The sequence below is a fragment of the Hymenobacter daeguensis genome (assembly GCF_054780555.1).
Map to the genome: position 1 here is coordinate 21,837 of NZ_BAAGWC010000008.1, position 15,292 is coordinate 37,128.

Annotated in this window: 14 protein-coding genes; 9 read left to right on the forward strand and 5 right to left on the reverse strand. The window is 64.5% G+C overall.

All coding sequences use genetic code 11. From position 1 onward, the window contains the following. Window positions 1-151 precede the first annotated feature (151 nt). The 6 genes from ACYVHT_RS10910 (at window position 152) to ACYVHT_RS10935 (ending at window position 6,443) form a co-directional block, all read left to right on the forward strand. The gene (locus ACYVHT_RS10910; RefSeq protein WP_460551126.1) at window positions 152-1,114 is read left to right on the forward strand and encodes a succinylglutamate desuccinylase/aspartoacylase family protein; all 963 of its coding nucleotides are present in this window, start codon (window positions 152-154) and stop codon (window positions 1,112-1,114) included. 19 nt (window positions 1,115-1,133) lie between these two features. Then, on the forward strand, window positions 1,134-1,685 hold the full coding sequence (locus ACYVHT_RS10915) for a GNAT family N-acetyltransferase (protein WP_460551128.1): 552 nt from the start codon (window positions 1,134-1,136) through the stop codon (window positions 1,683-1,685). A gap of 46 nt (window positions 1,686-1,731) precedes the next feature. Continuing rightward, on the forward strand, window positions 1,732-2,439 hold the full coding sequence (locus ACYVHT_RS10920) for an OmpH/Skp family outer membrane protein (protein ID WP_460551131.1): 708 nt from the start codon (window positions 1,732-1,734) through the stop codon (window positions 2,437-2,439). Window positions 2,440-2,680: 241 nt separating this feature from the next. Beyond that, the gene (locus tag ACYVHT_RS10925) at window positions 2,681-5,053 is read left to right on the forward strand and encodes a TonB-dependent receptor (protein ID WP_460551134.1); all 2,373 of its coding nucleotides are present in this window, start codon (window positions 2,681-2,683) and stop codon (window positions 5,051-5,053) included. 12 nt (window positions 5,054-5,065) lie between these two features. Next, a complete protein-coding gene (locus tag ACYVHT_RS10930) occupies window positions 5,066-6,055 on the forward strand; it encodes a DUF4249 domain-containing protein (protein ID WP_460551137.1) in 990 nt (329 codons plus the stop codon). Between the two features lie 103 nt (window positions 6,056-6,158). Then, complete coding sequence (locus ACYVHT_RS10935; protein ID WP_460551140.1) at window positions 6,159-6,443, forward strand: hypothetical protein; 285 nt, start codon at window positions 6,159-6,161, stop codon at window positions 6,441-6,443. 79 nt (window positions 6,444-6,522) lie between these two features. Here the strand turns inward: ACYVHT_RS10935 and ACYVHT_RS10940 are convergent, their stop codons facing one another. Next, window positions 6,523-8,172, reverse strand: a complete 1,650-nt coding sequence (locus ACYVHT_RS10940; RefSeq protein ID WP_460551143.1) for a hypothetical protein — start codon at window positions 8,170-8,172, stop codon at window positions 6,523-6,525. A 265-nt stretch (window positions 8,173-8,437) separates the two neighbouring features. Beyond that, window positions 8,438-10,090: a hypothetical protein gene (locus ACYVHT_RS10945; RefSeq protein WP_460551146.1), complete on the reverse strand. Its 1,653-nt coding sequence runs from the start codon at window positions 10,088-10,090 to the stop codon at window positions 8,438-8,440. A gap of 314 nt (window positions 10,091-10,404) precedes the next feature. Between ACYVHT_RS10945 and ACYVHT_RS10950 the strand changes: the two genes are divergently transcribed. Further along, entirely contained in the window at window positions 10,405-11,010 is a 606-nt protein-coding gene (locus ACYVHT_RS10950) for a hypothetical protein (protein WP_460551148.1), read from the forward strand. 78 nt (window positions 11,011-11,088) lie between these two features. On the opposite strand, the gene ACYVHT_RS10955 is transcribed toward ACYVHT_RS10950, so the two are convergent. Genes ACYVHT_RS10955 through ACYVHT_RS10965 form a run of 3 tightly spaced genes read right to left on the reverse strand, consistent with a single transcriptional unit; the run spans window position 11,089 to window position 12,572 of the window. Continuing rightward, on the reverse strand, window positions 11,089-11,634 hold the full coding sequence (locus ACYVHT_RS10955) for a dihydrofolate reductase family protein (protein ID WP_460551150.1): 546 nt from the start codon (window positions 11,632-11,634) through the stop codon (window positions 11,089-11,091). After that, on the reverse strand, window positions 11,631-12,089 hold the full coding sequence (locus tag ACYVHT_RS10960; RefSeq protein WP_460551152.1) for a VOC family protein: 459 nt from the start codon (window positions 12,087-12,089) through the stop codon (window positions 11,631-11,633). Before ACYVHT_RS10960 ends, ACYVHT_RS10955 begins: the two co-directional genes overlap by 4 nt. Window positions 12,090-12,146: 57 nt before the next feature. After that, window positions 12,147-12,572, reverse strand: coding sequence for a DoxX family protein (locus ACYVHT_RS10965; protein ID WP_460551155.1), 426 nt, complete (start codon window positions 12,570-12,572; stop codon window positions 12,147-12,149). 281 nt (window positions 12,573-12,853) lie between these two features. On the opposite strand from ACYVHT_RS10965, the gene ACYVHT_RS10970 reads away from it, so the two are divergent. Both ACYVHT_RS10970 and ACYVHT_RS10975 read left to right on the forward strand, forming a co-directional pair. Beyond that, window positions 12,854-13,846 (forward strand): GlxA family transcriptional regulator, encoded by a 993-nt coding sequence (locus ACYVHT_RS10970; RefSeq protein ID WP_460551158.1) that lies wholly within the window; start codon window positions 12,854-12,856, stop codon window positions 13,844-13,846. Between the two features lie 95 nt (window positions 13,847-13,941). Further along, on the forward strand, window positions 13,942-15,189 hold the full coding sequence (locus ACYVHT_RS10975; protein WP_460551161.1) for a serpin family protein: 1,248 nt from the start codon (window positions 13,942-13,944) through the stop codon (window positions 15,187-15,189). Window positions 15,190-15,292 lie beyond the last annotated feature (103 nt).

The window sequence follows — 15,292 nt, forward strand, 5'->3', positions numbered from 1 at the left end:
AGCGAAGCTGAAACGGGGGTGGTTGTGGGCGGCGAACAACTGACAGGCGTAGCATTTGGCTACCGTTCATCGCCCACAACCACCCCAGCTGCCGCTGCGCGCCAGCGTCCCCTCCTTGGTAAGGAGGGGAGTTTTTTGTTCTTTCCCGCTTATGGCTGCTTCCTCTTCCGCCGCTTTTCACCTCAACGGCCTCACCATTCAGCCCGGCGAGCGGGTGCTCACGCGGCTGGTGATTTCGAAGCTGCCCTCGGGCACCGTGATTGACGTGCCGGTGCACGTGCTGCGCTCGGCCGTGCCCGGCCCCACGCTGCTGCTGATGGGCGGCATGCACGGCGACGAGGTGAACGGCATCGAAACCATCCGGCGGCTCATCCGGCGCGAGCTGCTGACGCCGCTGCGGGGCTCGGTCATCGCCATTCCGATTCTTAACATCTACGGCTTTCTGAATTTCAGCCGCGACGTGCCCGACGGCAAGGACGTGAACCGCTCGTTCCCCGGCTTCCCGCGGGGCTCGCTGGCCGGGCGCGTGGCCCACCGCTTCATGCGCGAAATCATGCCCCTGATTGACTACGGCATCGATTTCCACACGGGCGGCGCGGCGCGCTCCAACTACCCACAGGTGCGCGCCCTGCTGGGCATCGACCCCGAAGTGGACGCCATGGCGGCGGCCTTCGGGGCGCCCTTCACGCTGCACGCGGGGCTGCGGGGCGGCTCGTTGCGCGAGGCGGCGCAGGAACTGGGCAAGCGCATCATCGTGTACGAAACCGGCGAGAGCCTGCGCCTCGACGAGCCCGGCATTGAGGAGGCCGTGGCGGGCACGCTGCGGGTGCTGCACCACCTGGGCATGGGCCCCGAAGCGCCCCGGCCGGCCCGGCCGGGCATCATCTGCCGGCGGCATACGTGGCTGCGGGCGCGGTTTGCGGGCCTGTTTCGCGCGCACGTCGAGAACGGGCAGTTTATCGAGAAGGGGCAGATTTACGGCTCCGTGGCCGACCCCTACGGCGCGCAGTCGGTGCGGCTGGAGTCGCCGGTGAGCGGCTACGTGATTGGGCTCAACTACATGCCGGTGGTGAACCAGGGCGACGCGCTGCTGCACATTGCCGTGCCGGAATAATGCGTTGACTTTACCTGCCATGAGCTTCTCATTCCCTGCCGGCCGCGTGCGACTGCGCCACCTGCGGCCAACCGACTTACCCGCGTTCCTGGCCTACCGCTCCGACCCGGCAGTGGCCCGCTTTCAGGGTTTCGATGCCTACACCGAAGCCGAAGCGGCGGCGTTCATTGCCCGTCAGGCCGAAGCCGCCATACCCGCGCCCGCTGGCGAGTGGGTGCAGCTGGCCATTGCCCGGGCCGAAGACGACCTGTTGGTGGGCGATTGCGCCCTGCACCGCTACGCCCACGAGCCGCGCCTTGGCGAGATGGGCATCACGCTGAGCCCGCGCTGGCAGGGGCAGGGCTACGCCCGCGCGGCGCTGGCGGGCCTGTTGCGCTACTGCTTCGCCGAGCTGGCCCTGCACCGCGTGGTGGCCCTCACCGATACGCGCAACCTGCCGTGCGTGGCACTGCTGGAAGCCGTGGGAATGCGCCGCGAAGGGCATTTTCGGGAAAATGGCTGGTACAAAGGCGAGTGGTGCGACGAATACCAGTACGCCCTGCTGCAAGCCGAGTGGGTGCCCCGGCCGTAGGTTCGCCCGGCGGCGTACTTTTGTTTTTTCTCATCATTCGTTGTCAATGAAAAACCCTCTTCAGCTTACCATTAACCTTGTGCTGGCCCTGGCCGTGGCCGGCTTGTATTTCCTGCACTTCAGCCACAAGCCCGTCGCCCCGGCCCTCGCCACCGACAAGAATACGGCCGTGCTGGCTACGCCCGAGCCGGCCGCCGACACCACTGCCGACAGCGCCCCGGCCGCTGAAACCACCGATTCGGAGCCCGCCCCGGCCGCCGTGGTGGCGCCCGTGCAGGACATGACCGGCGACTTCTCGGGCAAGCTGGCCTACGTGGAGTCGGGCAGGATGCTGGACGGCTACCAGGGCATGAAGGACGCCCGCCGTTCGTTTGAGGGCAAGGCCCGCGGCTGGGAAAAGCAGAACCAGAGCATGCTGGCCAGCTTCAAAGCCGCCGTGGAGGCCTACCAGAAGCAGGCCCCCGGCCTCACCGCCGAGCAGCGCGCCGCCACCGAGCAGAAGCTGCAGGAGCAGCAGCAGCAGGTGGCCCAGCAGCAGCAGATGCTGCAGCAGCAGGCCCAGCAGGAAGAAGCCAAGCTCACCCAGACCGTGCTCGAGAGCGTGAACAAGAAGGTGGAAGCCTACGGCAAAGCCCACGGCTACAAGCTGATTCTGATTGCCGCGCCCAGCGGCACCATTGCCTACGGCGAGAAAAACCTCGACATCACCACGCCCGTGCTGGCGTACCTGAACGCGGCCTACCGCAAGAAGTAAGCGCCCGGCTTGCCCGCAGCAACGGCCAACCCTTAAGCACGTCAAGCTCAGCTTGACGTGCTTTTTTGTGCTCAGCCTGTGCCGCTTGGCAGCACGGCCTCTTTTTCCTGCAAACGCAGGCAACCCCTGCTGCCAAATCGTGCTCTTCATCCCACATTCATCTGGCCAATAAAACCCACCACCTGCCGTTAGGGCCGCGCGTCGGCCCATTTGGGCAGGGCCTTTCCACCTTTTCGTCTGCATGAAGACCTTTTTCCGCCTGGCTGCGCTGAGCAGCTTGGGCCTGCTGGGGGCCGCTACCACGGCCCTGGCACAGCAAGCCAACCGCTTCACCATCAGCGGCTACGTGCGCGATGGCGCTACCGGCGAGAGCCTGCCCGGCGTAGCCGTGGTGCACCCGGCCAGCGGCCAGGGCACCACCACCAATACCTACGGCTTCTACTCGCTCACGCTGGCGGCCTCCTCCGATTCGGTGCGGCTGCTGGTGTCGGCGCTGGGCTACGAGAAGCAGCGGCTGGCCCGGAAAGCCGACCGCAGCTTCGCGCACGATTTCCGGCTGAAAACGTCCTCGGCCGAGCTGGCCGACGTGGAAGTGGTGGGCAGCCGGGAGGAGAAAATTACCGAAAGCACGCGCATGGGCACCATCAACATCCCGGTGGCCCAGCTGAAGCTGGTGCCCGCGCTATTCGGCGAAACCGACGTGCTGAAGGTGCTGCAGCTGCTGCCCGGCGTGCAGGCCGGCGGCGAGGGCAGCAGCGGCCTCTACGTGCGCGGCGGCTCGCCCGACCAGAACCTGCTGCTGCTCGACGGCACGCCCATCTACAACGCCTCGCACCTGTTCGGCTTCTTCTCAGTGTTCAACGCCGACGCCATCAAGAACGTGGAGCTGATAAAGGGCGGGTTTCCGGCGCGCTACGGCGGGCGGCTGTCGTCGGTGGTCGATATTTCGATGAAGGAGGGCAACATGCAGAAGCTGCACGGCGAAGGCGCTATCGGGCTCATTGCCTCGCGCTTCACGCTGGAAGGCCCGATTAAGAAGGACACGGCCTCGTTCATCTTCTCGGCCCGCCGCACCTACATCGATATCCTGGCCCGGCCGCTCATCCTCTCGCAAACCAACGGCCTGACCGCCGGCTACTACTTCTACGACCTCAACGGCAAGCTGAACTGGAAGCTGAGCGCCCGCGACCGCCTGTACCTGAGCGGCTACATGGGCTACGACGAGTTTTACGCCAACGACGAGTCGCCCAACGACGACGGGGGCTATTTCAAGCAGAAAAGCGCCCTGGGCTGGGGCAACCGCATCGGGGCCCTGCGCTGGAACCACGTGGTGAACGACCGGCTGTTTCTCAACACCACGCTTACCTACACGCGCTACCAGTTTGATGTGGGCTCGACCCAGGAAAACCGCTACCATGACAGCAGCGGGCAGCAGCGCGACGAGAAATACTCGCTCAGCTACCTGTCCAACATTCAGGACATCAGCGCGAAGCTGGACTTCGACTACGTGCCCAACCCCATGCACTACATCCGGTTTGGCGGGCAGGTTATCCGGCACCAGTTCCGGCCCGGGGCCCTGCAAAGCGACGACAGCGTGGACCCCACCCAGAACCAGGCCCGGGGCCGCCGCATCGGGGCCAGCGAAGCCAGCCTGTATGCCGAAGACGACCTGAAGCTCACCAACCGCCTGAAGGTGAACGTGGGCCTGCGCGTAAACAGCTTTCTGGTCGATAGCAAGCTGTACCCGAGCGTGGAGCCGCGCGTGTCGGGCCGCTTCCTGCTCACCGAAGCCTGGGCCCTGAAGGCCTCCTACGCCCGCACCACGCAGTACGTGCACCTGCTCACCAACAGCGGCATTGGCCTGCCCACCGACCTGTGGGTGCCCGCCACGGCCAAAACCAAGCCCCAGACCGCGCAGCAGTTCAGCGTGGGGGCGGCCCGCAACCTGCGCTTCGGCGGCGAGGATTTTGAGCTGAGCCTGGAAACCTACTACAAGCCCATGCAGAACCTGATTGAGTTCCGCGAGGGCGCTGATTTTGTGGGAACTACCGACGATAACTACGAAGCCAAAATCACCAGCGGCCAGGGCTGGGCCTACGGCGCCGAGCTGTTTCTGCAAAAGAAAACCGGCAAAACCACCGGCTGGATTGGCTACACCCTGGCCTGGAACAACCGCCGCTTCCCGGACCTGAACCAGGGCCAGCTCTACCCTTACAAATACGACCGGCGGCACGACTTCAAGCTGGTGGTCATCCACGAGTTCAGCCCCACGCTCACGCTCTCGGGCACGTTCGTGTACGGCACGGGCAATGCCGTGACGCTCTCGCAAGGGCGCTACAGCCTGGGGCCCAGCGCTGGCCCTCCGTTTGAAGACTACGGCTCGCGCAACAGCTACCGCATGGCCGCTTACCACCGCCTCGACCTCGACCTGAGCCACACCAAGAAAAAGCGCTGGGGCGAAGTGGTGAACAGCTTCAGCGTGTACAACGCCTACAACCGCAAAAACCCCTATTTCATCTACCTGGGCCGCGCCGCCGGCAGCAACCAGCTCAGCTACCGGCAGGTATCGCTGTTTCCCATTCTGCCTTCGTTCAGCAAAACGTTCCGGTTTTAACGCCTCGTCCGCATGAAAAAACGTGTCCTTCTCGCCCTCGCCGCCAGCGCCCTCGCCAGCTGCGAAACCACCGTAGACCTGCCCGAGCCGCCGCACACGCCCCGCGTGGCGCTCATGTACACCCTCACGCCCACGCCGCAGGATTCGTCGTTCGGGGAGCTGTTTGGCGGGCGGCAGCTCTACATCAGCAACAGCCAGCGCGTGTTCGACACCAGCCAGCTCACCGGCCGCGCCGATGCCACTGTGGAGCTGCGCAACGCCGCCGGCGCCGTGGTAGAGCGCTACCGGCCGGTGAGCACGGGCGCCAACCCGCAGTATGGCTACCCCGGCACGCCGGGCTACTACCGCCCGGTGCTGGGCTTCCGGCCGCAGGTGGGGCAGGCCTACACCCTGCGGGCGGCACTGCCCGGTTTTGAAACGGCCGAAAGCACCCTCACGCTGCCCGCGCCGCCCGTGGTGGAGAGCGGCAGCTACGTGGCCCGCACCGCCGCCAACCCCAACTCCGGCGAATACCAGGGCCGCCTGAGCGTGGTGCTGCGCGACGACCCCGCCACCCCCAACTACTACCTGGCCTTTGCCCGCCTGCTCGACCGGCAGGGCCAGCCCGGCAACTGGGGCGCGGTGCAGGTGGACTACGACAGCCAGAGCAACACGGCCGGCAGCATCGGGCAGTTCCAGCTGTCGAGCCCGCAGCAGGGCTACAGCCTCTACCCCTTTGCCGACACCGACGTGAATGGCCAGCGCATCAGCCTGACCTCGGACGTGCGCTTTTACAGCAGCTGCTATCCGCCGAGCAGCAACTGCCCGCAGCCGGGCTATATCGAGGTCTATGTGAGCAGCATCACGCCCGAGGCGTATAATTTTTACCTCTCGCGCCGCCGCTACTACGACAGCGACGGCAACCCTTTTGCCGAGCCCGCGCCGCTGGCCTCCAACGTGCGCAACGGCTACGGCCTGTTCGGCGGGGCCACCGATGTCACCTATCGCATCGCCCTTCCGTAAAATACCTCACCGAACCATTAAACTCCGGTTCGGTGTTTTCGTCTAAATCCCATAAATTGGTTTTCCATCTGTAACCTAAACGACGCGCTCCGGCGCGAATATTATGCGGACTAAACCCTTGTTTCTGACGCTGCGCCTGTTTTTGCTGCTGTTGGGGAGCCACGCCGCCAACGCCCAGGTTTCCGTGACCATCGGGGCCGGTGGGTATTATCCTCCCCGCGCTTACTACGGGCCCCGCTACTACTACCCGCCGCGTCCGGTGGTGGTATACCCCGCGCCTCCGCCCGTTATCGTAGCGCCCCGCCCGGTTTATTACGCCCCGCGTCCGGTGTATTATGCGCCCCGGCCTTACTACTACCGTGGCCACGGCCACGGCCGTCGTTGGTAGGCATTCTGTAGTTTGTTAAATTGAAAAAGGCCGCGCTACTGTAGTAGCGCGGCCTTTTTATTGGCAGGTGACCTACCGTTTACTGCGCAGTGCTACGGAGCAGGCGCACGGTGAGCTTTCCGTCGGCGGAGCGGGCGGAGTAGAGTCCGGCGGGCACACTGGCCGCCGGGGCCCACTGCACCTTGCCATCGGGCTGGCTGGTGAGGTGGGCCACCACGCGGCCCAGGTTGTCGCAAACGGTGAGCTGCTGCACGCCGGCTGTGGGCAGCTGGAACTGCACCTGCTCGGTGAAGGGCGTGGGGTAGGCCGAAACGGACTGGGCCGCCGCGCCCCGCGTGGCCAGCGTGGTGCGGTACACATGAAACGTAACGGGCACGGTGGTGAGGTTGCGCAGGGGCGAGGCATCGTCGGTGACGCTCACGCTGACGCGGTAGGTGCCGTTGGGCAGGCTCAGGGGCGGGGTGAAGGTGAGGCGGCCGGTGCCGGCGGTGGCCCCGGCCTGGATGACGGCGCCGGGCACGGTGTTCTGCTCGAGGGTGAAGGCCAGGGGCGTGGAGCCGGTGGTGGTGGCCGTGAAACCAACCGAGACGGGCTCGCCGGCCTGCACGGCAATGGGCGTGGTCAGGGCCTGAGTGCGGGTTTGCGAGCCATTCTGCACCGTCACCATCGGGGCCACGCTTGGCATCGACGCAGTGGGGGTGTTGTACACCACCCACAACATGTCGCGGCGGGTGGTGCCGATGGCCACGTACACGCCGTTTTCGCGGCGCCACTCCGTCACCTTCACCACGGCCACGTACTTATTATCGCCGTTGGCGGAAGCCGTGGGGAGGTAGCGGTTGGGCGTAAAGGCGAAAGTGCCCTGCAGGGCCGAAAACGCAAACCGGGGCTGGACGGTTGCTACCACAATGTTATTGGGCGGGCACGCCGGACGAGTGGTTGACCCGTTCTCGAACACCGTATCCATGGTTACGGCCATGGGCGACGACTGCGTGTAGGTATTGGACGAATTGCCGCAGTTGATGAGCCGGCGGCCACACCGGGGGTCGATGAGGGGGGTGCAGGACGTAGTGGGGTATACTGCGTAGGGTTCGTAGCTGTTGCAGCCATTCAGGGGCCGTTCCAGGCTATACGAGAGCGAGTCGCCGTCGGCATCGAAGGCCCCGATGTGCAGCAGGTCGAGTTGATTGACCGGAATGAGCAGCGTCGGGATATTGCTGAAAACCACCGAGGTGTTGGTGCGCCCGCGGTTGTCGAGTGTCGCTTCGAGGCGGACCGTACCCGCCGAACTGAGGTTGGTGACCATTGGCCGGGATGCTTCTTCCACGGCCAGTATCCATTGGTTCGGGGCCAGCGTCACGGTGCCTTCGTAGCGGTGCACGGCATAGTTGGCGGGCGTGCTAACGGGCGCGCCGGTGTTGAGGGGGCACTGCACCAGCGGCTGAACCGCCGAGCTATAGGGCGCGTCAATAAACGGCTGCCCCACCGGAACCAGGGTGGTGGTCAGGCTGGTGCCGCCACAGGTTGTCTGGCAATTCAGCGTGAAGCTGGTAGGAGCCGAAATGCCCGAGCAGTCCCGGATGAAATCGGCCCGTACCCGGTAGCTGTTGCCGCCCAGCGAGGTGTAAGTAAGGCTGCCGCCCTGCGCGTGCGAGGCATGCGCCGGCCGGGCAAAGCCCAGGCCCAATCCAAACAGCAACAGCATTAAAAAACGTAGGCGTGAAAACATAGCATTGTGGAAAAATTGGAAGGAAAAAAAGCGAAAAAGTGACTGTGAAAAGCGAATGTGCCTACCCGTGCCAGGCTGCGTCACAGCGGTTTAACCGCTTCAAAAGCCAGCTTGGCAACTCCGTAGTCAATGCATATCCGCGTGCAATTTTAGCCTGCTAAAATGATGCCACTATATAGCTGCGCCTGAGATATTGGCCCTCCGTTTCACAAAAAAAAGAGCCCCGTCAGCGTGTGACGGGGCTCTTTTTTAGAAGAAGCGAAACTTACTGGGCGCTGCGGAGCAGTCGAACGGTGAGCTTTCCGTCGGCGGAGCGGGCGGAGTAGAGGCCGGCGGGCACACTGGCCGCCGGGGCCCAGCGCACCCGGCCATCGGGCTGGCTGGTGAGGTGGGCCACTACGCGGCCCAGGTTGTCGCAAACGGTGAGCTGCTGCACGCCGGCCGTGGGCAGCTGGAACTGCACCTGCTCGGTGAAGGGCGTGGGGTAGGCCGCAATCAGGGCCGAAGCAGCGGCGTTGTAAGTGGCCAGCGTGGTGCGGTACACGCGGAAGGTGACGGGCACGGTGATGAGGTTGCGAATCGGGGCCGCGTCGTCGGTGACGGTGACGCTGACGCGGTAGGTGCCGTTGGGCAGGCTCAGGGGCGGGGTGAAGGTGAGGCGGCCGGTGCCGGCGGCGGTCCCGGCCTGGATGACGGCGCCGGGCACGGTGTTCTGCTCGAGGGTGAAGGCCAGGGGCGTGGAGCCGGTAGTGGTGGCCGTGAAACCAACCGAGACGGGCTCGCCGGCCTGCACGGCAATGGGCGTGGTCAGGGCCTGGCTGGCGCTCTGCGAACCATTCTGCACCGTCACCGTGGGCGAGAGGCGCGGCTGGGTAGCGTTGGCTGCCCCGTCGTAGGTAATCCAGAGCATGTCGCGGCGGGTGGTGCCAATGGCCACATACACGCCGTTTACCCGGCGCCACTCGGTCACCTTCACCACCACTACCGACTTATTGTCGCCATTGGCCGAGGGCGTGAGCAGGTAGCGGTTGGGCGTGAAGCTGAAAACCCCTTGCAGGGCCGAGAAAGAGAAGCGCGGCTGCACCGTGGCCGTTACGATGTTGCCGGTAGCCGGGCAGGCCGGCCGGGTCGTCAAGCCGTTTTCAAAAATCGTGTCATTGGCCACGGAAATCGGCAGCGCCTGCGTGTAAACGCTGGAAGTACCGGTGCAGGTGATGAGGCGGCGGTTGCAAAGCGGGTCGAGCCCGGTCTGGCAGCCCGTGGGGTAGGCCGCGTAGGTTTCGTAGACATTACAGCCATTCAGCGGCCGGTCCAGCGCGTACGAGAGCGAGTCGCCGTCGGCATCGAAAGCGCCAATCTGCAGCAGGTTCGGCTGATTGACGGGGACGAAAAAGGTGGGAATATTGCTGTAGGCTGCCGAGTTGTTGGTGCGCCCACGGTTATCAAGCGTGGCTTCGAGGCGCAGGCTGCCGCTCGAGCTGAGGTTGGTAACGGAAGGCCGGGCCGACTCTTCGGCCGACAAAATCCACTGATTGGGGGCGAGGGTCACGGTTGCCTCGTAGCGATAGGCGGCAAAGTTGGCCGGGGCACTAGCCGGGGCGCTGCCTGTCAGGGGGCACACGGCCAGGGGCTGAATGGTAGAGTTGTAGGGCGTGCCAATAAAGGGCTGGCCTACTTGGTTTAGCGTTGTTGTTGTGCCGCTGCCGGCACAAACCGTTGTGCAGTTCAGCGTGAAGCTGGTAGGCGCGGCAATGCCCGAGCAGTCGCGGAAGAAATCGACCCGGACGCGGTAGCTGTTGCCGCCCAGCGAGGTGTAGGTGATGCTGCCGCCCTGCGCGTGCGAGGCCCGGGCCGGCCGGGCAAAGCCCAGGCTGAGCCCAAGCAGAACCAGTGTGAGAAAACGTAAAGTTGACAACATGGAAAGGAAGTGAAAAGGTGAAAAATGAGGTGAAAAATGAAAAAATGAATGAACGGAAACGCTGGGGAGTAGAAGCTGTTGCGGCGCTAATATGCGGCCCAATTGGTAGATTGACAAATCGATAGCTGCATTAATCAGAGCCGGGCGGGCTGGTTTTGCAGAGAGCGAAAAAAAACGTCCGATAGCAGCTAAAATTATGCCACTATATAGGCTTTCGTAGAAAAATATGGCTGGCTGCGAGGCCATTCACTTGGTGCGGGACGATTAGTTTTGCCTTAATCTTACAGACGCAAATTCCCGTTATCGGGCTTCTGATGAAGAACACAATTTTTATGTTGGGCGCCGCCGTGCTCCTGGCCGGCTGCAACCAAACGGCCCCCGTTACCTCCGCGCCCACGGCGGCACCTGAGGCCGCTGCCACGCCCGCTGCTACCGAGCGGGCCGATTCGGCCACCGCTGCCGCCGCCGCGCCGCCCGCCGATGGCACGGCAGCCACCACGCCCGCCGCCCCGGCCCTGGCCGAGGCCGAAACCATGAGCGTGTCGTTCAGCTTCAAGCCCGCGCCCGACCCCGACGACCCCGCCCACCCGCGCACCAGCGCCCACCTCGTGCTGCAGGGCCGCAAGCCCATGGACATCGACCTGGGCAAATTCGCGGGCCGGCCCGACGTGGTGGATGCCGCCAAAGCCAGGGCGGCCAACTTCCCCGCCGGCATGCTGCTGGGCTTCCGCAGCTACTCGGCCGCCACCGGCACCAGCCAGGACCTAGCCGTGCTGAGCGTGGACGGGCACCGCCTGCGCATTGTGCAGCGCCGCGTGGAGGAAACCGCGCCCGAAGCCGGCACCTTCGAAACCGCCCGCGAGGTACCGCTCCCGGCCAATACCCGGGTGGTGGCGGCACCTGCCGCCGCCAAAAAATAAGCGTTGGGCTTTCGCTGGCGCGCCAGCGAAAGCCCAACGCTTTCTTGAACCGTTACCAGCAGCCTGGCGCGTGCGGGCCTATGGCTGGGCGCTGGCCCGCACGTAGCTGAGCACGAGCACGCCCGTGCGGGTGGTGTGGCTCGAAAGCAGCTTCAGGCCGGCCTGGGCACTGCCGTCGGCAAACAGGCGCTTGCCGCCGCCCAGCACCACTGGGAAAATCATGAGGCGGTACTCATCGATGAGGCCTTTTTCGTGCAGGTGCTGCACCAGCCGGGCGCTGCCGTAGATGAGCAGGTTCTGGCCGGGTTCCTGTTTCAGGCGGGCCACCTCGGCGGCCACGTCGCCCTGAATGATGCCGGCATTCCACTCGGCGGCTTGCAGGGTGGTCGAGGCCACGTATTTGGGCAGGCTGTTCATGCGGTCGGCGCCGGGGGCATCCGGCATGTTGGGCCAGGCACCGGCAAAGGCTTCGTAGGTGACGCGGCCCAGCAGCAGGGCATCGCAGGCCGACAGCAGCTCGCCCTGAAACTCGCCCAGCTCCTCGTTGAAATAAGGCGCGGTCCAGGCAGGGTTTTCCATCACGCCATCGAGGGTGAGGTATTCGGCGGCAATTACTTTGCTCATGCGTTATGCGCTGGGGAACATTGGAGCACTGGCTCGCTGGTGGGAGTATCAAAATTGAGCATCCACTCCGTGCCAAACCGGTCGATGAGCGTGCCGAACTTGCCGCCCCAGAACATGTCGGCCAGCGGGTCGATGACGGTGCCGCCCTCGCTCAGCCTGGCAAAAAGGGTGCTGGTTTCCTCGTCGCTGGTGCAGTTCAGGCACATGGCAATGTTGTTGCCGGGCGCAAACGGGCGGCGGGTATCGAGGGCATCGCAGGCCATGAGCACAAACGAGCCGGTGGTGAGGGTGCCGTGCATAATCTGGTCCTGGGCTTCGGCGGGCAGGTGCCCGGCCATGGCCGTATCGCCCACGCGCATCAGCTTGAGCTCGCCGCCAAGGCAGCTTTGGTAGAAGGCGAGGGCTTCGCGGCAGGTGCCGTCGGGAAATGCGAGGTGAGGACTGAGGAAGGCCATGATTTGGAGGGTGTTAAGGAGTGAAAAATGGTGTCAGGTAAATGCATGAGCCAGGGGCTAGGTCGTGGCCGTGGTTGCGTAAGCCGGCGTTTCGCCGGCAGTGGCGGCCGGGCGGGCGGCCCGGTACTGCTTCCAGAGAAAGTAAATACCGGCTACGACCACCAGCATCACCAGCGCCGGAATGGTGGCCACCCCGCCCATGCCCGCCAACAGCACCGAGGCCGCCGCCCCGATGAAGTCGATAACGAAGCCCGCGAAGGCCCATTCCTGCAGGGTGCGGTACCTGGTCTGGAGCAGGGCCAGCGCGCCCAGGATTTTGGCCGCGCCCGTGATGTCCATGAGGTAGATGGGATAGCCGAGCTGCTTCATCGCGGCCACGCCGTTCGGCTCGTGCAGCAGGCCGGCTACGCCGTCGGCCAGCATCATCAGGCAGAAGAGAACGGTGAGCGTCCAATAGAGGCGGGCGGTGGTGCGGGGCTTCATGAGAAAAGGGGGTTGGGGGTTGAAGAAGGGTAAGCAAAAAGCAAAAGCCGGTGAGGCTGCGCGCCGCCGAAGCACTCGCGCGCAGCGGTAATCCAAGCGGCCCAGCGAAGCGGCAGCGATGCTTCGGCGGCGCGCAGCCTCACCGTTTTCTGACGGACGATGCTAAAAAATCGTGCGTCTAACTGGTTTAGCAAAGGTATTAGCAAAATATATCGGCCAACAGGGGCAATTGCGCCGAAACAGGGGGCTGAATGCGGCAGCGCCGTGCCTACATTTGGGCCATGAAGCACATCTCGATTCTGGTGCCGGCCGGCGATGCCGTGGTTGGCAGCATTGAAGGTCCGCACAAGGTATTCAGCCAGGTAAACGACCTGCTGGCGGGCATGGGCCAGCCGCCGGCCTTCCAGGTTGAGCTGGTGGGCCTCACCCGGCACAAGACCTTCAACCGGGGCCTGTTCACGCTGCACGCCGCCCGCACCATCGACGAGGATTTCCATACCGACCTCATCATCATTCCCGCCCCGCACGGCGACCTGGCGGAGGCCGTGGCCCTCAACGAAGACCTCATTGCCTGGATTCGCCGGCAGCACGAGGCCGGCGCCGAAGTGGCCAGCCTGTGCCTGGGCGCTTTCCTGCTGGCCGCCACCGGCCTCCTGAACGGCCGGCAGTGCGCCACGCACTGGCTGGGCGCGCCGCAGTTTGCGGCCATGTACCCCGCCGTGCACCTCGTGGCCGAGCAGGTGATTACCGACGAGCTGGGCCTCTACAGCAGCGGCGGGGCGTATTCCTACCTCAATCTGGTGCTGTACCTGGTGGAGAAATACGTGAGCCGCGAAATGGCCGTGTGCTGCGCCAAGGTGTTTCAGATTGACATTGGCCGGCGCAGCCAGTCGCCGTTCGTCATTTTTCAGGGCCAGAAAGCCCACGAGGACGAACCCGTGAAAAAGGCCCAGGAATTTATTGAGCAGCACTTCGCCGACAAGATTTCCATTGACGAGCTGGCGGCGCTGGCCTGCCTGAGCCGCCGCAACTTCGAGCGCCGCTTCAAGAAAGCCACCACCAACACGGTGGCCGAATACATTCAGCGGGTGAAGATTGAGGCGGCGAAAATGAGCCTGGAATCGTCGCGCGGGAACGTGAACGAGGTGATGTACTCGGTGGGCTACTCCGATACCAAGGCCTTCCGCACGCTGTTTAAGCGCATCACGGGCGTGTCGCCGCTGGCGTATCGGGACAAGTACAGCCGCAGGGGGACGGCGGCACTGGCCGCGTAGGGCAGGCGGCGCAACCATTGCGGGAGCAGGCCGGTCAGGGCACTACAGGCGGCTGCGGCGGGCCGCCATCCTCCCACCTCATTTCCCCTTTCCCCATGCTGACCACTACGCTTAAAACCACCGCGCTGGCCCTGCTGACGGGCGCGCTGTTCTTTGGCACGGCCTGCCAGAAGCAGGATGTGGCCGTGGCCGACGACGACCGAAAGGCCACGCCCCCACGCCCCCTCACCACGGCCGAGCGCAGCACCCTGACCAGCGCCAACGACTTCGCCTTTCGGGCCTTTGGGGCCTTGCACACGGCCGCGCCCGCTGAGAACCTGTGCATCTCGCCGCTCAGCATTTCGGCCGCGCTCACAATGGCCTACAACGGGGCCGACGGCACCACCAGGGCCGATATGAAGCAGACGCTGGGCTTCCAGCCACAGACGGATACCGAAATCAACGAGTCGTTCCAGAGCCTGTTTGCGCTGTTTCAGGGCCTCGACCCGCAGGTGACGTTTACCACCGGCAACTCCATCTGGTACGGGCAGCAGTTTCAGCTGCAGGTGCCGTTTGTGCAGACGAACCAGACGTATTTCGGGGCCACGGTGCAGCCGGTGGCTTTTGGCGCCCCCGCCACCACCAGCCGGATAAACAGCTGGGTGAATACCCAGACGCGGGGCAGGATTCCGACCATCGTGAACTCCACCACCCCCGATGACGTGATGTACCTGATAAATGCCCTCTACTTCAAGGGCGCCTGGACCTACCGCTTCGACCCGCGCAACACCCGCGCCGGCCTGTTTTACCCCGAAACCGGCGCGCCCGTGAGCAAGGATTTCATGAGCCTGACCACCGGCCGCTACCGCCGCTACCAGGACGCCCAGCAGCAGGTCATCGACCTGCCCTACGGCAACCGGCAGTTCAGCATGACCTTCGTGGTGCCGCAGGGCCAGAACACGCTGGCCAGCGTGGCCGGCCGCCTCACCCGCCCGCAGCTCGATGCCTGGCTGGCGGCGGCCGACAGCACCGGCCTGGAGCTGCGCCTGCCCAAGTTCCGGCTCGAATACGAGAAGGAGCTGCGCCAGTCCCTCACGCAGCTGGGCATGGGCTCGGCGTTCACCAACGCCAATTTTGGCCGGATGCTGGCCGGCGGCGGCTCGGGGCTGGCCATATCTTCGGTGAAGCACAAGACCTTTCTGGAAGTGAACGAGGAAGGCACCGAAGCCGCGGCCGTGACCTCGGTGGGCATAGTGGTGACCTCCCTGCCGCCAGTGGTGCAGGTGAACCGGCCCTTCCTGTTCCTGATTCGCGAGAAGTCGTCGGGGGCCATCCTGTTCATCGGCCAGATTACCAACCCGTGAGGTAGGGGCTTTGGGGGAGTAAAAAGGTCGCCGGGAAACTGCGCCAACGCGCCCCTTCGCGTCGCGTCGAACGATTGCCGCTGAATAGAGCCCATACGGCGCA